This window comes from Massiliimalia massiliensis (assembly GCF_900155615.1).
GTDB lineage: Bacteria > Bacillota > Clostridia > Oscillospirales > Ruminococcaceae > Massiliimalia > Massiliimalia massiliensis.
Genome location: NZ_FUHT01000003.1, coordinates 250,616 through 269,382, shown reverse-complemented (window position 1 = coordinate 269,382; position 18,767 = coordinate 250,616). Strand labels below are relative to the sequence as shown.

The window sequence follows — 18,767 nt, the reverse complement described above, 5'->3', positions numbered from 1 at the left end:
CCCATTCATAAGGTTCGGTCTATTAAACAAGAATTTAGAGCAGCAAGCTCAGGCAATATATCAGCAGATGTTTATTGATAACGCAAGCTCAGATTGGACAGAAGGCACACTGAGCGATATAGCCGATATTACAATGGGACAGTCCCCAAACGGAAGCAGCTATAACGAAGATGGTAATGGTACAATTTTCTTCCAAGGTCGAGCTGAATTTGGTTTCAGATTTCCAACTGTTCGCCTTTATACAACAGAACCGAAGCGAATGGCTTGTGCTAATGACACTTTAATGAGTGTTCGAGCACCTGTAGGCGACCTAAATGTGGCTCATACCGATTGTTGTATCGGTCGAGGACTTGCCACTATTCATTCAAAGAATAATCATCAGTCTTTCGTGCTATACACAATGTTTTCTCTCAAAAAGCAGTTGGATGTTTTTAATGGAGAGGGTACTGTGTTTGGGTCAATTAACAGAAATTCGCTAAACGAAATGCCTCTCCTCATACCATCAAGTGAAAAGCTTGATGAGTTTGAGGCGTTAGTTGCTCCAATGGATGCCGCTATTCGCAACAATTACGATGAAATCTGTCGTTTAGAGCAACTTCGTGATTCGTTATTGTCTAAACTTATGTCAGGTGAGCTTGATGTTTCCGACATTGAGATTTAAACCGCTAAATTCTTGTTTATCTCTGCATTTGCAGCTATCTTATCATCCAGCGACTTTAAGACTCCGGATATACGTTTCTGTTCATCATAAGGCGGAATCATGATATCCAAATTCTGAACCACACTCGTCTGTACCCGCTGTCTGCCAGATGATCCTACCATCGACTTTATTGCAGGATCACGAACCAGAGGGCTACAAACAAGATAATAAACAAAGTCTTCATCCACGCCATCCTTAGCGCGGAACACAATATACTCGGTAGAGCCGAAGCCGACCTCCCCGTCATCAAGAATATTCACTTTCGCAGTTTTTCCATTCTCTAAGCAAGGAGTAATTCTAGCCATAATCGTGTCTCCATTGCGAAACTTCGTGCCACCAGAAAATGATTCAAACTCATATTCTGGTATATCTCGGCAGAACGGCTGTAGCTTGTCCATGGCAATTTTCTTAGCAATCGCTCCTTTTGTAATTGATTCCTTCGGATTGAAATCTGCTATATCTTTCAGTTTTCTTGATGTCCAACCAGTCATTTTAACCCTCTCTATCCTATGTATTTCTTGTGCGCCAACTTAACGTTACTCTGTTTAACCATTGCATACTGTAAGGTTGTGTCTATTTTACTATGCCCCAATAGTCGCTGCAATTGCTCAATAGGCATTCCTTTATCTATCGCCATCGTTGCTAATGTCCGACGGAACTTGTGTGGATGCACCTTTTGGATGCCCAGCTTCTGCCCAAGCTCCCTAAGCCGAACCTCAACGCCGCCGATATTTAATCGCTCATGCGGAGCTCGTAAAGAAACAAAGAGAGCGGGGCAAGAATCTGAACGGCTTTCCAAGTAGTTCTGTAGGTGGATTTTTGTTCTCGCATCAAAATATACCACACGTTCCTTGTCGCCTTTTCCGAACACAACGCATTCTCGATCTGTAAAGTTAATGTCCTCACGATTCAGTAGAACCATTTCTCCCACACGCATTCCGGTCGAGGCGAGCATATCTATCATCGCCAAATCGCGTAATTCCGTACATCCATCCCGCATCAGTTCCAAAGATTCATCGGTATAAGTTTCTTTGATGCTGGTAGCTGTTTTGACCTTATGTATTCTGCGAACCGGGCTTTTTAAGATATAATCTTCATCTTCAAGCCAGGCAAACAGGCTCGACAGTATCCGGCGCACATTATCCACAGTTACACGGCTTAGGTTCTTTCGTTCCTGATATGTCGTCAAATAATTACGCAAGTCCTCCGTAGTAATTCGGCGCAAACTTTTTCTAATCCCCGAACGCATGGCGTCAATGGTAGTCTGATAGTATTTCAGCGTCTTCTCGGAACATCCTTCTATTCGCTTTGCGGATAGGAATGCCTTAATCAGGCTTTCGCTGTCGTCCTCCTGTTCGATTTCAGATGCTGTAACCTCATAATAAAATAGTGTATGCTCCAGCACTTCTTGTAGCTTTTTTACTCCAAAATTATCGAGGAAGGGAAGCATTTGCTGCACAACCTCGCTGACGATTTCTTCTTTCATCTCGTCATCCTCCTTCATAATGATTATTCCAGAGAACGACGCCAACGGCTGTTCAAATGGCTAACTCTCGCCGTTGATGAGAGTTTTAAACAAGAATTTAGCGGCTTAACCTTTGAGCTTCTGGTACTGCTTTTTTCATGCACGAGATGGCTTTCTACAAATTCCATCCTTGCTTACAAAGGCGCAAACACCAGTAAGCCCATTATTCCCGCAGATATCAGGATTATTTTGACGGCAACCATAGGTCTGTAATTCGGTGTCCACCTCGTTAAGAGGTGCATTAAAGGGAACCCTCAGTTCCTTTTCATTCATAAAGGCACCTCCGAAACATCAAGATGTCCTGACATAAGCTGAGGGAGTAACTCATCGCGAAGGGATGCAAGTTCACGGTTCTCTATATGATTCGCAATAACAAGGTCGTACAGAGGAGTAAGCATACCACCTATTCGGTCATAGTCGGAATGTGGGGGAATCAGCACTTCAGCTTTTGCTAGTTCTTCACGCTTGATATGTCCCATTGTCGTAGCCATGTCTGCAGCGATAGCCGCGAACTTTTGCAAGTGGTGGTTTGTCCATGCGTAATAGAACCATTTATCGTAAGAGGAGGATGTGACTTTGAATAAATGCTGATTCAATCCGCAAGTCCCTCCACACCAAAGGTCAACAAGGAGGCTGCCTGACCATGAGAATATTACGTCGCCATCATGGACAATGTACTCAGGCTTGATTGAAGGCGAGCATAATTCGCTATTTGAATCGCAGAAACCTTGGCGCAGTTCCTTGATTTTAAGAACAGGTAGACCTTGCTCATCATCCTTTGGACGGTATTTCTGCATGGCGAGTCCATTTAGGTAATCTGCAATACCAAGGAGAGAGCTTTCTTGCCAGCCATCCGGGATGCTGTCGAGCGAGAGGAACTCTTGGGCGAAAATATTCTGTGCTTGCTGAAGTAAATTCTTGTTTATCTTCTTATTTAATGCAATCTTGGCATCTATATCAGATAAAATTCCTGCAATTTTCTGTTGCGTTGATAAATCAAACGCAGGTACCTCATATTGCATGATTGCAGTTTTATCGCCACGGGGCATTTTTGTGCCTTTCGATGTAGCAGTCGAATACTCAAAGAAAGCGTCGTCTGCGAGCACATAATAAAGGAATTTGGCATCCATATCTTCTTTTGCTCTAAGAACTAAGACATCATTAGAGCAGCCGCCGTCATATTCAGCAAACCAAATCTTCTTAAAGTATGGTCTGATGTTTGATACTAAAACATCGTTTTTTCGATATGCTTGCGTCTGAACGACGCTTGGTAACGAAGATGCGACATCAACTCCGCCTCTATTAGGTAGCATATTTTCTGTGGAGATGTAAGTTGTATCTGTTAGGCTTAATACCTCAACTTTTTCCTTGGCATAGGAGCAAATATCGCCTAATTTATATTTCATACCCGATCGCCCCCAATTTCTTGCGGATTTCGTCCTCTAGCTCATGAGACTTCGCAAACATATCAGAGAGTTCGGATGTCAAACGCACCATCTTTTCCTCGAAGGGCTCGCCATCATCCTCTTTTTCCTCAATACCTACATAGCGACCCGGCGTGAGAATATAATCCTGTTTTTCAATATCCTGCAGAGTAGCAACAGAGCAGAATCCTTTCTCGTCTTCAAGCTTTCCTTCTTGGAATGCTGTAAAAGTATCCGCCAGCTTTTCAATATCTTCATCTGTAAAATCACGATGCTTGCGGTCAACCATATGTCCCATCTTACGAGCATCAATGAAAAGTGTTTTGCCTTTCTGCTTTTTATTCTTGGATATGAACCACAAGGTTACTGGTATTGTAACGCTATAGAAAAGCTGTGTCGGTAAGGCAATAATACCCTCAACCAGATCTGCTTCGATAATCTTTTTGCGAATGTCACCCTCACCTCCAGACTGAGTCGAGAGCGCCCCATTCGCCAATACGAGACCAATTTTTCCATTCGGGGCAAGATGGTAGATCATGTGCTGAATCCATGCAAAGTTGGCATTATTGGCAGGAGGCAGACCATACTTCCAGCGTGGATCATCTTTCAGCTTTTCTTGATTCCAAGGATGATAGTTAAAAGGTGGATTCGCCAAAATGAAGTCTGCTTTTAGCGTTGGATGAAGGTCATGCGTAAATGTATCCGCCTGATGTTCGCCGAAATCAGCATCGATGCCGCGAATCGCCATATTCATCTTCGCCATTTTCCAAGTATCGGCCTGCGCCTCTTGGCCATAGACAGCAACAGTGCCTCTACGTCCGCTGTGCGCTTGAACAAATTTTGCACTTTGAACAAACATACCACCAGATCCACAGCATGGGTCATAGACACGGCAGTTATCAAATGGCTTCAAGATAGAAACGAGAGTCTTAACAACGCTGGATGGAGTGTAGAACTCACCGCCTTTTTGGCCTTCAACTGCGGCGAACTGAGCAATACAATATTCGTAAGTCCGACCGAGTAGATCTTTGCTGCCATCAGTATCGCTCATATCCATATTTGTGAAGAGGTCGACGACATTACCAAGTACACGCTTGTCCAGATCTGGATTGCTGTAATTCTTCGGAAGAACATTCTTTAATTTTTTATTATCCGCCTCAATGGCTCGCATGGCATCATCAATAACTGTTCCGATTTCCGGAGTGTGTGCGGCGGCAGCAATAGTAGACCAACGTGCTTTTTCCGGAACAAAGAAAATATTTTCTTCTTCGTAGGCATCCGGATCATCTTCAAAGCCATCACCTTCGGCTAATAGCTCTTGATAACGTTTATCAAATGCGCTGGAAATATAGCGTAGGAAGATGAGACCGACAATAACTTTTCTATAATCGGCAGCAGGAATATGTCCCCAAAGGACACATGCCGCATCCCAAATTTGTTTTTCAAAACCAATATTGGCATTATTTTTTTCAGCCATGAATGACTCCTCCATCTGTATCTTTTAAGAATATCATAATTAATCTATTAGAATCATCGTCTCTATTCATCGACAAATTCCATAATATCATCCATAGTAACATCAAGCGCTTTGCAGATTCGTCCGAGGACATCCGTTGTTACATTATCGCCATGTGTAAGTTTGTTCATTGTATAGTGGCTCACATTTGCCATCTGCTCGAGATCTTTCTTTTTTAAGTCCCGATCAATAAGAAGTTTCCAGAGCTTTTTATAGCTTACATTCATAGTCTCAACCTCGCTTACATTTTATCAGTAAGTTACTACAGCTTATTATATCATACTGAGTTTGAAAATTCAAATAAATGTTAGTGTTCAAAAACAAAAATAAAAAGTAATCCGCCAAGATATTAAAAATCTTGGCGGACTTTTTACTCTTGTCGCAGAGTCCATTCATAATCTTTTAATACTTCAGCATTTTCACAAATCATTTTTCCTTGCTCGTCGACTCTCATTGAATATCGAATTGGTTCTCCACTGGATGTGTCCACGTATTGTGCCTCGATAACGGAAGGCGGAAATATAATATAAGGTGCTGGAGGTACACGAAACTTTGCGAATAGACTATTATACCCCTCCTGAGAAGCCATTGGTGGAATTCTATTGGACTCAATTCCAATAGCAAATATTTGTAATAATGAAGCGTAATGCATGAACTCATCTGAAAAAATGTCTTGTAGTGGTGCTATCGCAGCCATAAGTTCCACAAAATCGTCATCCGTATATTTCGTATGATTTACCGTATCTAACGCGAATTTATCACCGACACGTGTTTTCTGCTTTTCGAGTTCGGTAAACATGTCATAAACAAGCGCTTTTAGAAATTCTGATTCTTGTTTATCTCTTTTGAGTTCTTTAATCACAAAGGCAACCCTTGGAGACAAATTAGGCGTATTCCTGATAAGTGTTTCTCTCAGTATTGCATACTTTAGTGCAGTGGCTAGGAATAAACATAGACCTTCCACTTTCCCTTTTCCAATTGATATTTCTGAACTTCTTGCCAAACACTCTAAAGTTATAGATACTTCCTCCGGGATAAATACATCGGTTTGAATAATATTCCATATTGCCATAGAAAGGTCAAAGTACTCATGAGGCGATATCACTTCGGGTATTATTTTTATGAATCGCTCTACTGCAATACCTACTGCACCATCTTTTTTAAATGCAGCTACTACGGCTTTTGGTACTGGACGCTCACCTTTTCTGAATTTTGATAGTGCCGTCTTATCAATTGCCTCATTGAATACGAGATGCTTCTCTTTTTCGTCCTTTGTCATAGCTGCTGGCAAGAGAATATATCTGTCTATGTTTTCGCGAGTAGGTTTAACTTTTCCTCCATATTCTAATTCAGTGTCGATATCTCCACTACAAAATTTCACAAATTCATTTTCAAATGCCACATAGTTTAATTCTTGCATCTCTAAGGCCCCTTTCATGTCAACTCAAACGTCAACTCTACGTCAACCTCACTGTCGGCTACATTTAAATTTGCCTGCAATATAATAACGTCAAGAAAAGCGAGAGGTGCTAAATACGAGACCTAACCACTCTCAGATTTATATATTATAACATTTTTTCTCGCTTTTCTCAATCTCGAAGAAGGAGGTGAGACTTATGAAAAAAAGAGATGACATCATCTCTAGAGTTAATGCCGGATCCAAAGGTGGTAGCAGCGAAAGTCAGGATACTGATTTTACGCGTTCATTGCCCCCAGGGACCTTCAGGAACTCTTAACCCCACATCTTTTGGCGAAGAGCCTTCGGGCTCTTCGCAATCTTCAACCGAAAGAAGGTGCAAAGAATGTATGGAGAACACGTAAGGCTAAAGTACCGGGATATAGACGACCTTATGACTTATGAATTCGTGTTCTTCGATTATGGAGATGACGAAGAGTCATGGTGTATCTACATTATCTCGGATATTGATTATGGCACGAGGCCAAGCGACTGCCACAGTGCGCATTGGCTGAAAAACGAAGACGAATCATTCAGATATATATGCTGGGAGGGAGAAATTACAAGTTTTGAAGATGCATTGACCATTGCTTCTGTTTGGGCTGATTGCACAACCAGGTATATAGAAGGCCCTTTCGACTTCGACTTTTATGCGCACTCTTATCAATAAGCGCCCAACGCAAATGTATCCGTAAAAATCTAACAAAACAAAAAGGAGAAAACCACTATGAAGTTTACGAAAAAAGAACAATCATTAGCTCCTACGAAGGAAGCACTCAATAGAATTCAGCAGTTTATCGCATGCAAACAGCCTGAACAGCTCGCCATGCTCGGTTCGTCGGATGGAAAGCATATAGATACTGTATTTTTCGTTGATAAATCAAAATCTACACAAACCAGCTGCGAACCAGATGTTGAAGTCTGTAATAAAAAGATTCGGGAGTGGTATGAAAGAGGCATTGAATTCCGTGGATTCGTGCATTCGCATCCAGGCGCTTATTCTCAGCTATCCGACGCTGACATTGAATATGCCGATAGGATTATGGAAGCCTTCGACATGGAAAGTATCGAACTTCCAATCATAATCTTAGATCCACGATATGATGGCGGCTGCGCCATTTTCTGGTATACGCTGGAACGCAATAAAGAATTTACTGGCGAACCTCGCGAAGTTAATATCTTACCCGGAAGCCAACCACAGGTTCCATCGAACTTATTTTCTAAAATTCAGAGCACGGTTCCCATCAATGAGCTTCAGGAATCTACTATCATCCAAGTTGGCTGCGGTGGTTCTGCTGGGGCTACAGAAGCGATGGCGAGATGTGGTGTAGGCAATTTTATCCTTATAGACCCCGATATTTGCGAGGCTCGTAACGTCTTGACTCAGCGTTCCTATATAGCCGACTCGGGACAAGCAAAAGTAAAAGCACTCGCCAATAAGATTCTCAATGTTAATCCAAAAGCGAAAGTAGATATTCATTGGAGGGCTATTGCTAAAGATACTACTATCGAAGAATTCGTCGAAATGCTTCCGGAGAACACATTCAAAGATCCGAGCAAGGTTCTCATAGTAGCAAGTACAGATGATTTTTCTGCTCAGGATGCAATCCTAAACCTTGCATTAAAACTATGTGTTCCGTTTATGGCTCCACAGATGTACGCCGATGGATTGGCTTCCGAAATCACTTTCTATTACCCTGGTATCACCAAGGCTTGCCCAAAATGCATCCTGCACAATAGATACGAGGAATACGCAAAAGGATATAAAAATACTGTAACATCCGAAGGAACGATTTATCCGTCTGTTTTGCAAACAAATGCTCTTGAGGTGCAGATAGCCATGATGCTTTTGCTGTACCGTAAAGGAAATAATCGATATACAAATATGCTTGATGAAGTAGCCGATCGGAATCTCGTACTTTTACTCCTCGCTCCAAATGCAGGCAAAAACTATGGTTTAGATTTCATGGATACTGCGATGCATGAAGAATTCTCTTTCTTTGGCGAAACGCTTTGGGTTCCAGTAAAACCTTTGTCTGGTTGTCCTATATGTAGTTATAGTCTCGATACATAATCCGGGAGGTGATTTAGTTGATTGAGCTTAGCATTTTCAGAGATGCAGATCTTGCGAATTTAAAAATTGATTTAGATACACTGGATAATGAGCCGATTGGCGCCACTTATGACTATGAGTGCCGCCTTACAGAAAGCTGCTCTCCGAGGGAACTAGTATTGAGGTTCTGTAAGCCAACCCGAGATACTTACGGTATATTCACGGAACCATATTTTGCATACTCGGGAGGAAACCTATTAATAAAGGCACTGTCAGATATCCATGCACTGAAATTCGACTGTTGGAATACTTTCGAACGAGGGCTTCGTTTACTTGGGGAGGGAGACAATGTCTCTCCCGCCCCATCATTAAATACTTCACCATCAGGGCAATCTCTGCAATTAGAAGTCGATGAAGAACTGGAATCACAAACAGATATAACGTCTGTTACAGACTGGAACGCTATTTCTGTGCCGGAACAATCCGAGTCAAAGATACCGAGTTTTGAACATCTAAAGGAACGTCTGCAAAAGATGGTGATCGGCCAGGACGATTCCACCGAAGCTATCGCCTATATTGTGGCGCAGCACCTTGCCAAGAAGAATCCTACAAAGCCTGTCTCCATATTGGCCTCCGGGCCGCCTGGTGTCGGTAAATCTGAAACTGCAAAGACACTGGCGAAGATTCTATCTCAAGATTGTGAGCAGGAATATGCCATATCCTGGACAGACCTCAATAACTTTACGGAGGCTTTCTCAGTTTATCGCCTGATCGGCGCTCCTGCCGGATATGTCGGTTATGAGGATGAAGCTGTTTTTGAAGTGGTTGCTAGGAATCCCTACACGATATTTATCTTTGATGAGCTGGATAAGGCGCATCCAGAGGTTTTGAAAACCTTTATGGCCATTTTGGACGAAGGCCGTTGCGCATCCCGAAAAGCACTCAGCGATGGTTCAAGGGAGTTCGACTTTAAACATTGCATTTTCTTCTTTACTTCCAATTATGATCTCAGCTCCAGTCAGCCCGCTAAACGTAGGATAGGCTTTACTGTATCGGATGACGTTGAGGATATTCATCTGGCGGAAAATGAGGTACATATCAGCTACCGGGGTGGTCAGACAGATCCTGTATCGGATATATCCTTACCTATGCGCATCTACCGGGAAAATGAGGCGGCACGAAAAGCTTTTGTTGGCGTAGGCGTGCTCCGTGAGATTGCCTCCAGATTTCAGTGCTTTGTCAACTTCAAGCCCCTTTCTGCCAAAGCGAAAACCCGTATTCTGGCTAAGCAGATTATTGAGATGGGATTCGAATATTCTCACGCCATCTCCTACATTGCGCCGGGTATCATGCAAGGCCTTATTGATGCAGCTATGTCTGGCGATAGCCTGACGGTGCGATCCTTTAAGTCAGTGATTGAAGGTTACTTAGCTCCTGTATTCGCAAGAGCAGAAGCCATAGAAAACCGAACCTATCGGCTGGAGGGTACTCTGGAAGAACCACAGATGATTCCTGCAGATTAGAGGCAACAATGCCTTAAAACAACATATTTCAAGCACTTGTGCAAATATTACAACATCGTTTTTTGTATGCCACAAAATGCATTTTCACCTCTGTTAGCGGGTGTCGCATCGCTATAAAAGCGAAAACAAAATTGACTTTTTGTCAACCTGCTTTTGTGGTTTACTCACTGCAAAGGCCGACAAAGCCTGGCACATTAACAAATCGATTGGGCGGTCGCTGTGACCGCCCGGAAAGGAGAACAAACTATCATGCCCGCAAAGAAATATTCCACCATCCTTGCTGATCCGCCTTGGAGTATTAATCAAAAAGGGAAGCGAGGAGCTGTCATGCATTATCAACTCATGTCTTTAGAAGATATTAAAAATATGCCCGTCGCCGATCTAGCGGAAGAAAATGCACATCTATGGCTGTGGATTCCAAATGGGTTGCTCCAAGAGGGATTAGACGTCATGAAAGCCTGGGGATTTAAATATCGCGACCCCTTTTACTGGATTAAACCCCGTCTCGGGTTAGGAAACTACCTGAGAAATGCAAGCGAAACGGTTCTGTTTGGAACACGTGGAAAAGCTCCTGTGAAGTTTAAAGCTCAGCCAAACTGGCTCTTTGCGCCACTTCAGGATCATTCCCATAAGCCGGAGGAAATGTACCCCATTATTGAGCGCGTATCTCCCGGCCCGTATTTGGAACTGTTTGCCAGAAGACCACAGCCAAACTGGGATGCATGGGGCAACGAAATTGCATCCGATGTTATGATTCCCGGCTACCCCGTACCGGAATACAGCGATAAAGCAAAAGAACGTGAGGAGGTCTGATCATGTATGAATTCACCAGAAAGCCTTATTGCCAGAATTCTCAAATGGGCTTTTGCCCTCTTCATTGCTGCGATTGTGCTCCGCTGGACTGTATGTATCATCATGGAAATCTGGTGGGTACTCGTACTCCTCGCCGCCATTGGCATTGGAATTTATGTTGCTTTTCGTGTCTGGAAGAACCGTCATGGAGGACAATGGTAAGAAAGGAGGGCGAGCTATGACCAGGCATCAAATAGAAACCATATGCTGGAAGGAGTTCGTCTGGCGGCGCTCATTCAAACTGGAACAGGTCCATGAGATGCTGGCACACCTGGCTACCGTATCCTCCCGTGGAGCTGTCATTTGGGAAATCCGTGCGAGGGATGGCTTTATCAGGCACTTGCTGGGCGCAGACCCAGCAAGTATCCACAAAATCACCGAAGCACTCCAAGTACATGGAGAGATTGAATTCTATCCGGTTGACGAACATAACCGTAAGGCAGTTGATACGGTAAGGCAAATAAAAGTATCTCATCCGAGCTTATCGCTTCGTACAGATATCGCCGAATCTACAATTCGAGCAGGGCTGGCGGCTATGGCTGCCACAGCCCGTGGCGAGGAAGCGGTTTTACAGACCATTCTCGGTGCAGCCTATCCGCCCAGCACAATTCCGAAGAATCTTCCCGATCCAAATGCCGGATGGCTACAGGCAGTGCTTGGAAATGTATCTCAGGCCTCCACCGAAACTCGAAAATCCATCAAAGAGAAAGCAGAGCAACATACCTTTCAAGCTATTGTTCGCATCGGCGTTTCTGGTGCAAGTGCAAAATATCGTATTAACTGCGTCCTGAGCGCATTACGCACTCTGGAAGCGGCTGGCGTCAGAATCTATGATGAATTTGATAAACCCGCGAAGCTGAATACTGCCCATGTGCCATGGCATTTTCCGCTGAGGTTATCCGTTAAAGAACTTGCGGGATTTCTAATGCTACCATCTGGCGATGAGGAACTACCAGGAATGTCTGGCGTCCATCCTCGAGCAATGTACCCACCGACGTGGTATAGGGAACCGACAAACAGGTTTAATAGCCGTTCTTTTGGAGTAACTCTAAATCCAGCAAACGGTCAGAAACTTAGTATTTCTCCTGACGATAGCCTCATGCACACATGGCTTGTAGGCCCAAGTGGTGTAGGCAAGACAACAGTGATTTTGAATCTGGTATTATCTGACATTTACGCTGGGCGCAGTGTATTAGTGATTGACCCAAAGGCAGACTTGGTTACAAGTATCCTTGAACGCATTCCAGCCTCCCGTGCAGATGATGTCGTTGTGATTGACCCTTCCGACGATAACCCTGTAGGTTTCAATCCCTTGGCTTTGCCGGGCAACCCCACACTTATGGCAGATGCTATCTTAGCGGTCTTTAAAGAGATCTTCTCAGATAACTGGGGTGTTCGAAGTCAGGATGTGCTGAGCGCGGCGTTATTGACTTTGGTGGAGACAGACGGAGCATCACTGTTGTGGCTGCCGCCACTTCTGACAGACGAGAACTTCCGCCATAAGATCACAAAAGATGTCAAGGACAAAATAACACTCAAACCATTCTGGGAAACCTTTGATAACCTCCGCCCCGCCGAGCGCGAACAATGGGTTGCACCTGTGCTCAATAAAATGCGCCAGTTCCTGTTTCGACCGGGACTGCGGGGCGTCTTGGGGCAGAGCCATCCCAAGTTCCAGCTAACGGATTTGTTCTCTCAACGTAAGATTGTCCTCGTCCCCTTGAATCGCGGCACAGTAGGCGCAGAAAGCGCCAGACTGCTGGGTAGCCTAGTGGTAGGCCTTACCTGGACGTTAGCCCTTTCTCGGGCGAACGTCGCGCCGGAACGCCGCCATTTGGTCTCCTTGTATATCGACGAGCTGCAAGATTACCTGACCTTGCCTACGGATTTATCCGATGCTTTGGCACAGGCCAGAGGTTTAGGAGTTGGCATTACCATGGCGCACCAGTATCGCGCACAACTCCCCTATGAGATTCGTGCCGGTATTGATGCCAATGCAAGGAACAAAATCATATTTGGACTGAATGCCAGCGATGCCAGAGAAATTGCAACAATGGCTCCCGGCTTGGAAGCATTGGATTTTATGCTCTTGCCAAGATATCAAATCTATACAAATTTTATGTCGGGTGGTAGACAGACTGGCTGGATACAGGGAAAGACAATCCCCGCTCCACCGGCACTCCATACTGCGGCAGAAATTAAGGCACGAAGTCAGACTCGCTATGGCCGCTCCAGCGGTGAGGTTGAGGCAGAATATCTCAAACTATTTGAGGAAGCCCCGAGCCTGATCGGTCCAGATCTTGATGATTCTGTCATCGGTCGGAGGAAAATATGAAGACGAACCGCCCGACCTTTCGCAGCGATGAATATGCCGATGATTCTCCCGACATATCGGCACAAAAACCGTTTAAGGGAAGCGACCCCTACCGCCATGTAGCGGTAGCCTATTCCCCCGGCGAGGAGGTGATCCCCATAGGAGTCAGAGTCGGAAGAAACCAACTGGAAAAATACAACGAGGAGCTATCAACACGCGACCGAGAGATTCTTGCATCTCTAAAAAAGTGCAAGTTTCTGCTTACCGGGCAGATCCAGCGTCTACATATAATCAATGCATCTACGCAGAAGGCTGCTAGGCGAGCCGCCGCCAGAGAGCTTCGTAAGCTGAAAGATTATGGTCTTGTAAACACGCTCGAGCGAAGGATTGGTGGCACTCGTGCCGGATCAGGTTCTCTGATCTGGCATCTCACAGAAGCTGGAGAGCGTTTCCTGGCAATAGGAAGTTCTGAGCAATATTCGCGAAGACGCTATTTAGAACCCTCACGCATGTTTCTACGGCACTCTCTGGCTGTATCAGAATGTTATGTTCAGCTTGTAGAGATTTGTCGCAGGACTCCGGGGCTGACATTACTTACCGCTGACTGGGAACCGGATTGCTGGCGACCATATACCCAGCACGGCAAAATCGTCTCATTAAAGCCAGATCTGTTCGTAGCCACGAAAAGCGATGGCTACGAGGACAGGTGGTTTATTGAGATTGATTTAAGCACGGAATCGCCATCTACTGTTATCGGCAAATGTGATCGCTATCGCGACTACTATCGTTCTGGATTAGAGCAGAAGCAATTCGGTGTGTTTCCGGTAGTTGTATGGTTAGTGCTGGATGCAGGACGCAAGGAACGACTCCGTTCCGCCATCCAAGAGGCGTATCCGAAGGGTGGCAAATTGTTCATTGTCATTACGGCAGATGAATTTGAACGCCTGATCCGGCAAGGCTTTGACGCAAAAGATCTATGCTAGTGGTTATCCTCTGGCAGAGACGTCAAAAGCCTGCGGCATGCAAGTCGAGGCATCTCGCTGAGACGAAAAAGGCAAATGACTGTTTTTACTAATTTTAACGAAAGGAATTACATGATACAAAGACCAAGCCAGGAAGAGATTGAAAAAGGCTTAGCAGAATTTAAGGGCGACTACAAAAGAATTCTCCGAAACATCACGAATTGTTTGGAGTTCGATTATAAGGCAATCTGTTCGCTCAGAACGCTCTTGGCTGATTCTAAGGAAGATATCGCTGAAATCAAAAGAACCATCCGTCCATATGTCGTAGATCTCATCTATGTCTTGATTCTCGATGAAAAAGATCTGAATAGCGGCGAATACGGGGTGGATGAAGAATGACGCGAAAAACTCTCACCGAAGAAGAAATTAAAAGCAAATACAACTCTATTTCAGAATGCCTTGCCATCTGCTACATCCAATCCAAGAGAATATTGGAAGATGCAGAAATACTCAATATGGATACGAAGCCCATCAAAGAAGACTTAGCCTGTTTCACTCAAGAATTCATGCAGCTTTGTATGTAGCAAGTACCTTCCCCAAAAAACAAACACAGCAAAAACAAAACATTAGAGCCTTTTGTAGTCTATGCAAAAGATACTCTCGGCTTGCATACCCCAGGCCTTTGGCAAAAATGCAATTACGCTTGATCAAGAACGGATTAGCCGGCGTTTCCGGCTAAGTACCTTATACACCCCTAAAACAGACTAGCTCATAGTAGAACATTCTTAAAGTCGCCGGAGGCCTGAAGCGTGCAAGTCGGGCAAACATAATCAGCAAACGAAAACCTATCTATTTTAGACTATTAACTTTAACGAAAGGATCAATATGGATTACCACACACTCGTCAGTCTATATGACGCGCATAGCGATGCCGTCAGCGAGCTGGAGCACGCTTGCGAACACTTTAACCAAGCAGTTATCGATATGCATAGCTACAACATCTCGCTAATCGGCACAGCGGGGCAGCTCCGGGAATTTATAGATAAACTGGAATGTTGCTATAAAAGCATTATCGAATTTCAGGACAGTAAAGATAAAGAGTTGAAAGTAAAATAAGGTTTTCGCGAATTGAGACGTTTGTCTCCGGCTTGCATACTTCAGGCCTCAGGCACCATAAACGAAGGAGGTAAGCCAATGAAGAAAAATACGCGAGGTCGCAAAATGTGCTCAGACTCCGTCCGAGTATTCCCTGTATTCCGAAAAGAGCCGGATATTGAAAAACTTGGACTTGTATTAATCGAAATCGCAAAAGATCTCGCAGATAAAAACAACTAATTTAAAAAGGAACTTTATGAAAAATATCACCCCTATCTACAGCAAGGAGAATGAGATGTCATAACTATTATGACATCAGATATATAAGCTAAGGTCGTTTGGCTCGTATATTGTCATTCTTCTAAAACAAACGACGGCACCTTATAAAAGTATATATGTCCGTTAGAAAGGAGGGTTAAGGACAGCTCTAAAAGCCCAATCGCACATTAACAATCCAGTCTTTAGAAAAGGAGGTCTTCTCTATGATGACAAAAACCATTAAGGAACAGATTCTGGCTATCCGGGATACTGGAGAAACCAATATGTTTGACGTAAACGCCGTCCAGTATATCGCTAACCGCGAAGGATACTATGAACTGGTCGTTTACCTGATGGACAATCGTAAAGAGTACAGCAACTTCATCATGACAGGCACCGCACCAGGGCTTGAAAATGATGACGGCGAAATGTAACTGAAAGACGTAGAAAGGGGGATATTTCTATGATGTTAGATTTTAACGATGACAGAACCTACACCAAGGATGTAGTTCTTGCAAATGTCAGATACGCATTGCTCGATCCCGAATCACTGCAAGATGATGCGTTCTCTGCTGAATTTCTAGATATGGCAGTTGTATTCGCTATAGTTGACACTTCTAATCCATATCGAATTAGGTACAAGATTATTGATGCAGTAGATATAGTTTCATTAGACATTAAGCTCAATGAGATCATGGAAGCTGCCAATGAGAACTGCAAGAAAGCCGGGTACAATATCATGCTTATGGAAGATGCCATATCTGAGATTACCGGAACGGAGATCTCAAGCAACGCATTTTGTCCGATGTATGTTGGGACAAATCCTGAACGCATACTCGGAGCTTCCATTCTTATGTATGAGACATATCTTGAGAATCTTGCGGCGCAGATAGAGGATGACCTCTGTATTGCACCGTCAAGCATTCACGAGGTTCTCATTTTTCCGCTTTCGCTCATACATCCCACAAAGATCATTGAGACGGTACGAGATGTAAACCGAACAGTCGTATTACCACAAGAGAAACTCAGCGATAATGCATATATTTATCGCCGAGGCACTCATACTATCTCGCAGGCCACGCTGAAGAATCCTGATGATTCCACTTGCGAACAAAATGATTAAGAGCGATGAATATGTAAAGGAGAAACAAATTATGTGGCAAGAAGGAACTATTGGTATTCCGGTAAAGAAAGAGGCTGAAAAAGAATACATAGCGGTTCACTACACCTTAAAGGTATATGATGAGCCGAGCAAATTTGGAATCAATCACGGCAAAATCTCAAAATTGCAGTTAAAGCAAAACGGAAAAATTGTCGCTAACTATGACCGTGGCTGGGATATTCACCCAACCACAAAGGAAGCCGAAATGGCTCTCTGTATCTTGTTAACCCGACACAATTAAAGGAGGTCTCTATTATGACGACTATGAAATACGCCGCATCTGGCGAACAGAGAAAGCAACTCGTAAACGCATTGTCTGAGGTTATCGGATGTGAGTCCAAATATCTCAGAGCTCCGAGTTATGGTTATGAGGTTGGAGCGTGCATTGTGAATCGTGCCGGAGATATTGAATTTCCGGATGACATGACCGAAGAAGAAATCGAAGCTATTGTCAAGAAACTTACCTGGCATGGCTTTGAGAGAACTCTGGATGAGTCTACGGAAGAAATCGACGGCGCACCTGTATTGGAAGAGTCTTCTCCCGGAGCAGAAGATCCGACTGAGGAAAATGTATCCGATGCCGTGGATGCGACCGTCGAAGAATCTGAAGATATTTTAGACGAAACCGTCGTTAATGAAGACAAAATCGGCGCAACTGAGGATTATGATACTTCTACAGAAACATCAACAGAGTCCATTAAAGAACCGGAAGCTCCTGTTATGCCAGAAGGCAACTTTGAATCAGCGGAAGCTACGGAAGAAGTTACGGACGAACAATCGGAGGAAACTCCTCTTCCGGAAGCGACCGAGCCAAAGAAGATCGTGATTGAGCTGCCAGGCTCTTACCTTGATGAGGCTGAACTTGGCAGAGTCAGAGCGATTGTTGCCAGTAAAGCAACGGTTCTCAAGAAAGCGCTCGAAACAGACGATCTGTCCATTGAGCGTAAAGAGGACAAGGTTTGCTTTCCGTGGTTCACTGATCATGGCATTGACGGAGAGGCGAAAGCATATATGCAACTTGTATCTGGTATTGCGAAGAGAGCCAAAATGCTCACTCGCGTTACGACTACGGAAAGTCCGTCAGATAACGACAAATTTACAATGCGACTCTTTCTCGTATCTCTGAACTTCAAAGGGCCAGAATATGCCTTTGCTCGTAAATTCCTGCTTCGCAACCTGTCTGGAAACAGCGGTTGGCGAACCGAGGAAGCGAAAGCAAGACATGATGCCCGTAAGATCAGAACAGAAATTGAAGCACCGGAAGTAACCATTGGGCAAGCATCTGAAGGAGGCGAAGACCATGCAGAACTTTCCGAGTAAGGGAGTCGTCGAAAGACTACGAAGAATGTACCCGACAGGAACCAGAATAGAGCTTGTCTCTATGAATGATCCATATACTAAATTAGTTCCCGGAGATCAAGGAACGGTTGAATTCGTTGATGATATCGGGACAATTCATGTTAACTGGGACTGCGGCTCCGGCCTTGGTGTCGCTTATGGCGAGGATATTATCCGCAAAATTTAGGGCTATACCCACTCACACGCCAGCCCCAAGTGGGCTGGCAATTCTATAGTTAAGCCTATCGCACATTAACAGAGAGGAGGCATCAATAACATGCTCTTAAAAGACAAGCAGGCAATCGAAGCCCTTAGAAAAGAAAACTATTCGTATGCCTGTATTGCAAAAACACTTGGACTTTCGCCAAATACCGTAAAGTCTATCTGTCGCAGGAACGGCTATGTACCTAAGCAGGAGTTCAAGACAAAGGCCGAGAAAAGTGTCTTACAGATATGTAAAAACTGTGGTCGCATTTTGGATTGTTCTAATAGTCATAAGAAATACTTTTGCTGCGATGCTTGTCGCATAGAATGGTGGAAAAATGCCAGAAGAAAAGGAAAATAATAATCCATTTTCAACTGGATTTTT

General features: G+C 44.1%; 25 protein-coding genes. 18 read left to right on the top strand and 7 right to left on the bottom strand.

What is annotated here, in order from left to right; genetic code table 11:
• The first annotated feature begins 67 nt into the window (after positions 1–67).
• Positions 68–661, top strand: a complete 594-nt coding sequence (locus tag CZ360_RS05340) for a restriction endonuclease subunit S (RefSeq protein WP_077533167.1) — start codon at positions 68–70, stop codon at positions 659–661.
• Here the strand turns inward: CZ360_RS05340 and CZ360_RS05335 are convergent.
• The 7 genes from CZ360_RS05335 to CZ360_RS05310 all read right to left on the bottom strand — a co-directional run bounded on the left by CZ360_RS05335 (position 658) and on the right by CZ360_RS05310 (position 6,585).
• Complete coding sequence (locus tag CZ360_RS05335) at positions 658–1,191, bottom strand: restriction endonuclease subunit S (protein WP_077533166.1); 534 nt, start codon at positions 1,189–1,191, stop codon at positions 658–660. The two genes, CZ360_RS05340 and CZ360_RS05335, sit on opposite strands and share 4 nt — an antisense overlap.
• A gap of 11 nt (positions 1,192–1,202) precedes the next feature.
• Entirely contained in the window at positions 1,203–2,186 is a 984-nt protein-coding gene (gene xerA / locus CZ360_RS05330; protein ID WP_077533165.1) for a site-specific tyrosine recombinase/integron integrase, read from the bottom strand.
• A 135-nt stretch (positions 2,187–2,321) separates the two neighbouring features.
• Positions 2,322–2,498 (bottom strand): hypothetical protein, encoded by a 177-nt coding sequence (locus tag CZ360_RS14145; protein ID WP_162841206.1) that lies wholly within the window; start codon positions 2,496–2,498, stop codon positions 2,322–2,324.
• Positions 2,495–3,631 carry a restriction endonuclease subunit S gene (locus CZ360_RS05325; protein ID WP_077533164.1) on the bottom strand — a complete coding sequence of 379 codons (1,137 nt, stop codon included), beginning with the start codon at positions 3,629–3,631 and terminating at the stop codon, positions 2,495–2,497. The genes CZ360_RS14145 and CZ360_RS05325 overlap by 4 nt, the downstream gene beginning before the upstream one ends.
• On the bottom strand, positions 3,621–5,126 hold the full coding sequence (locus CZ360_RS05320) for a type I restriction-modification system subunit M (RefSeq protein WP_077533163.1): 1,506 nt from the start codon (positions 5,124–5,126) through the stop codon (positions 3,621–3,623). The genes CZ360_RS05325 and CZ360_RS05320 overlap by 11 nt, the downstream gene beginning before the upstream one ends.
• A 62-nt stretch (positions 5,127–5,188) precedes the next feature.
• Positions 5,189–5,392 (bottom strand): helix-turn-helix domain-containing protein, encoded by a 204-nt coding sequence (locus CZ360_RS05315; protein ID WP_077533162.1) that lies wholly within the window; start codon positions 5,390–5,392, stop codon positions 5,189–5,191.
• A gap of 143 nt (positions 5,393–5,535) precedes the next feature.
• Positions 5,536–6,585, bottom strand: coding sequence for a hypothetical protein (locus tag CZ360_RS05310; protein ID WP_077533161.1), 1,050 nt, complete (start codon positions 6,583–6,585; stop codon positions 5,536–5,538).
• A 382-nt stretch (positions 6,586–6,967) separates the two neighbouring features.
• On the opposite strand from CZ360_RS05310, the gene CZ360_RS05305 reads away from it, so the two are divergent.
• The 17 genes from CZ360_RS05305 to CZ360_RS05230 all read left to right on the top strand — a co-directional run bounded on the left by CZ360_RS05305 (position 6,968) and on the right by CZ360_RS05230 (position 18,743).
• Positions 6,968–7,291, top strand: a complete 324-nt coding sequence (locus CZ360_RS05305; RefSeq protein ID WP_077533160.1) for a hypothetical protein — start codon at positions 6,968–6,970, stop codon at positions 7,289–7,291.
• A gap of 57 nt (positions 7,292–7,348) precedes the next feature.
• Positions 7,349–8,695: a ThiF family adenylyltransferase gene (locus CZ360_RS05300; RefSeq protein WP_077533159.1), complete on the top strand. Its 1,347-nt coding sequence runs from the start codon at positions 7,349–7,351 to the stop codon at positions 8,693–8,695.
• A gap of 17 nt (positions 8,696–8,712) precedes the next feature.
• Positions 8,713–10,197, top strand: a complete 1,485-nt coding sequence (locus CZ360_RS05295; protein WP_077533158.1) for an AAA family ATPase — start codon at positions 8,713–8,715, stop codon at positions 10,195–10,197.
• Positions 10,198–10,446: 249 nt separating this feature from the next.
• A complete protein-coding gene (locus CZ360_RS05290) occupies positions 10,447–11,010 on the top strand; it encodes an MT-A70 family methyltransferase (protein ID WP_077532447.1) in 564 nt (187 codons plus the stop codon).
• A 6-nt stretch (positions 11,011–11,016) separates the two neighbouring features.
• Positions 11,017–11,211 carry a hypothetical protein gene (locus tag CZ360_RS05285; RefSeq protein WP_077532448.1) on the top strand — a complete coding sequence of 65 codons (195 nt, stop codon included), beginning with the start codon at positions 11,017–11,019 and terminating at the stop codon, positions 11,209–11,211.
• Between the two features lie 16 nt (positions 11,212–11,227).
• Positions 11,228–13,384, top strand: a complete 2,157-nt coding sequence (locus tag CZ360_RS05280) for a type IV secretion system DNA-binding domain-containing protein (RefSeq protein ID WP_077532449.1) — start codon at positions 11,228–11,230, stop codon at positions 13,382–13,384.
• Positions 13,381–14,346: a replication-relaxation family protein gene (locus tag CZ360_RS05275; protein WP_077532450.1), complete on the top strand. Its 966-nt coding sequence runs from the start codon at positions 13,381–13,383 to the stop codon at positions 14,344–14,346. Before CZ360_RS05280 ends, CZ360_RS05275 begins: the two co-directional genes overlap by 4 nt.
• A gap of 111 nt (positions 14,347–14,457) precedes the next feature.
• On the top strand, positions 14,458–14,724 hold the full coding sequence (locus CZ360_RS05270) for a hypothetical protein (protein ID WP_077533157.1): 267 nt from the start codon (positions 14,458–14,460) through the stop codon (positions 14,722–14,724).
• Positions 14,721–14,909, top strand: coding sequence for a hypothetical protein (locus CZ360_RS05265; protein ID WP_077533156.1), 189 nt, complete (start codon positions 14,721–14,723; stop codon positions 14,907–14,909). The genes CZ360_RS05270 and CZ360_RS05265 overlap by 4 nt, the downstream gene beginning before the upstream one ends.
• Positions 14,910–15,210: 301 nt before the next feature.
• Positions 15,211–15,441 carry a hypothetical protein gene (locus tag CZ360_RS05260; protein ID WP_077533155.1) on the top strand — a complete coding sequence of 77 codons (231 nt, stop codon included), beginning with the start codon at positions 15,211–15,213 and terminating at the stop codon, positions 15,439–15,441.
• 78 nt (positions 15,442–15,519) lie between these two features.
• Positions 15,520–15,660 carry a hypothetical protein gene (locus tag CZ360_RS14000; protein WP_159438119.1) on the top strand — a complete coding sequence of 47 codons (141 nt, stop codon included), beginning with the start codon at positions 15,520–15,522 and terminating at the stop codon, positions 15,658–15,660.
• A 242-nt stretch (positions 15,661–15,902) separates the two neighbouring features.
• The gene (locus CZ360_RS05255; RefSeq protein WP_456085450.1) at positions 15,903–16,112 is read left to right on the top strand and encodes a DUF5049 domain-containing protein; all 210 of its coding nucleotides are present in this window, start codon (positions 15,903–15,905) and stop codon (positions 16,110–16,112) included.
• Between the two features lie 29 nt (positions 16,113–16,141).
• Positions 16,142–16,801: a DUF5688 family protein gene (locus CZ360_RS05250; protein ID WP_077533154.1), complete on the top strand. Its 660-nt coding sequence runs from the start codon at positions 16,142–16,144 to the stop codon at positions 16,799–16,801.
• Between the two features lie 31 nt (positions 16,802–16,832).
• Positions 16,833–17,081 (top strand): DUF7678 domain-containing protein, encoded by a 249-nt coding sequence (locus CZ360_RS05245; RefSeq protein WP_077533762.1) that lies wholly within the window; start codon positions 16,833–16,835, stop codon positions 17,079–17,081.
• 14 nt (positions 17,082–17,095) lie between these two features.
• Positions 17,096–18,160 (top strand): hypothetical protein, encoded by a 1,065-nt coding sequence (locus tag CZ360_RS05240; protein WP_077533153.1) that lies wholly within the window; start codon positions 17,096–17,098, stop codon positions 18,158–18,160.
• A complete protein-coding gene (locus CZ360_RS05235; RefSeq protein ID WP_077533152.1) occupies positions 18,141–18,365 on the top strand; it encodes a DUF4314 domain-containing protein in 225 nt (74 codons plus the stop codon). The genes CZ360_RS05240 and CZ360_RS05235 overlap by 20 nt, the downstream gene beginning before the upstream one ends.
• A gap of 90 nt (positions 18,366–18,455) precedes the next feature.
• Positions 18,456–18,743 carry a helix-turn-helix domain-containing protein gene (locus CZ360_RS05230; RefSeq protein ID WP_077533151.1) on the top strand — a complete coding sequence of 96 codons (288 nt, stop codon included), beginning with the start codon at positions 18,456–18,458 and terminating at the stop codon, positions 18,741–18,743.
• Positions 18,744–18,767: the final 24 nt, after the last annotated feature.

Bases quoted from the DNA above. Each gene is read 5' to 3' on its own strand.
- CZ360_RS05340 (WP_077533167.1), top strand. From the start codon at position 68: ATGTTTATTGATAACGCAAGCTCAGATTGGACAGAAGGCACACTGAGC.
- CZ360_RS05335 (WP_077533166.1), bottom strand. From the start codon at position 1,191: ATGACTGGTTGGACATCAAGAAAACTGAAAGATATAGCAGATTTCAAT.
- xerA (WP_077533165.1), bottom strand. From the start codon at position 2,186: ATGAAAGAAGAAATCGTCAGCGAGGTTGTGCAGCAAATGCTTCCCTTC.
- CZ360_RS14145 (WP_162841206.1), bottom strand. From the start codon at position 2,498: ATGAATGAAAAGGAACTGAGGGTTCCCTTTAATGCACCTCTTAACGAG.
- CZ360_RS05325 (WP_077533164.1), bottom strand. From the start codon at position 3,631: ATGAAATATAAATTAGGCGATATTTGCTCCTATGCCAAGGAAAAAGTT.
- CZ360_RS05320 (WP_077533163.1), bottom strand. From the start codon at position 5,126: ATGGCTGAAAAAAATAATGCCAATATTGGTTTTGAAAAACAAATTTGG.
- CZ360_RS05315 (WP_077533162.1), bottom strand. From the start codon at position 5,392: ATGAATGTAAGCTATAAAAAGCTCTGGAAACTTCTTATTGATCGGGAC.
- CZ360_RS05310 (WP_077533161.1), bottom strand. From the start codon at position 6,585: ATGCAAGAATTAAACTATGTGGCATTTGAAAATGAATTTGTGAAATTT.
- CZ360_RS05305 (WP_077533160.1), top strand. From the start codon at position 6,968: ATGTATGGAGAACACGTAAGGCTAAAGTACCGGGATATAGACGACCTT.
- CZ360_RS05300 (WP_077533159.1), top strand. From the start codon at position 7,349: ATGAAGTTTACGAAAAAAGAACAATCATTAGCTCCTACGAAGGAAGCA.
- CZ360_RS05290 (WP_077532447.1), top strand. From the start codon at position 10,447: ATGCCCGCAAAGAAATATTCCACCATCCTTGCTGATCCGCCTTGGAGT.
- CZ360_RS05285 (WP_077532448.1), top strand. From the start codon at position 11,017: ATGAATTCACCAGAAAGCCTTATTGCCAGAATTCTCAAATGGGCTTTT.
- CZ360_RS05280 (WP_077532449.1), top strand. From the start codon at position 11,228: ATGACCAGGCATCAAATAGAAACCATATGCTGGAAGGAGTTCGTCTGG.
- CZ360_RS05275 (WP_077532450.1), top strand. From the start codon at position 13,381: ATGAAGACGAACCGCCCGACCTTTCGCAGCGATGAATATGCCGATGAT.
- CZ360_RS05270 (WP_077533157.1), top strand. From the start codon at position 14,458: ATGATACAAAGACCAAGCCAGGAAGAGATTGAAAAAGGCTTAGCAGAA.
- CZ360_RS05265 (WP_077533156.1), top strand. From the start codon at position 14,721: ATGACGCGAAAAACTCTCACCGAAGAAGAAATTAAAAGCAAATACAAC.
- CZ360_RS05260 (WP_077533155.1), top strand. From the start codon at position 15,211: ATGGATTACCACACACTCGTCAGTCTATATGACGCGCATAGCGATGCC.
- CZ360_RS14000 (WP_159438119.1), top strand. From the start codon at position 15,520: ATGAAGAAAAATACGCGAGGTCGCAAAATGTGCTCAGACTCCGTCCGA.
- CZ360_RS05255 (WP_456085450.1), top strand. From the start codon at position 15,903: ATGATGACAAAAACCATTAAGGAACAGATTCTGGCTATCCGGGATACT.
- CZ360_RS05250 (WP_077533154.1), top strand. From the start codon at position 16,142: ATGATGTTAGATTTTAACGATGACAGAACCTACACCAAGGATGTAGTT.
- CZ360_RS05245 (WP_077533762.1), top strand. From the start codon at position 16,833: ATGTGGCAAGAAGGAACTATTGGTATTCCGGTAAAGAAAGAGGCTGAA.
- CZ360_RS05240 (WP_077533153.1), top strand. From the start codon at position 17,096: ATGACGACTATGAAATACGCCGCATCTGGCGAACAGAGAAAGCAACTC.
- CZ360_RS05235 (WP_077533152.1), top strand. From the start codon at position 18,141: ATGCAGAACTTTCCGAGTAAGGGAGTCGTCGAAAGACTACGAAGAATG.
- CZ360_RS05230 (WP_077533151.1), top strand. From the start codon at position 18,456: ATGCTCTTAAAAGACAAGCAGGCAATCGAAGCCCTTAGAAAAGAAAAC.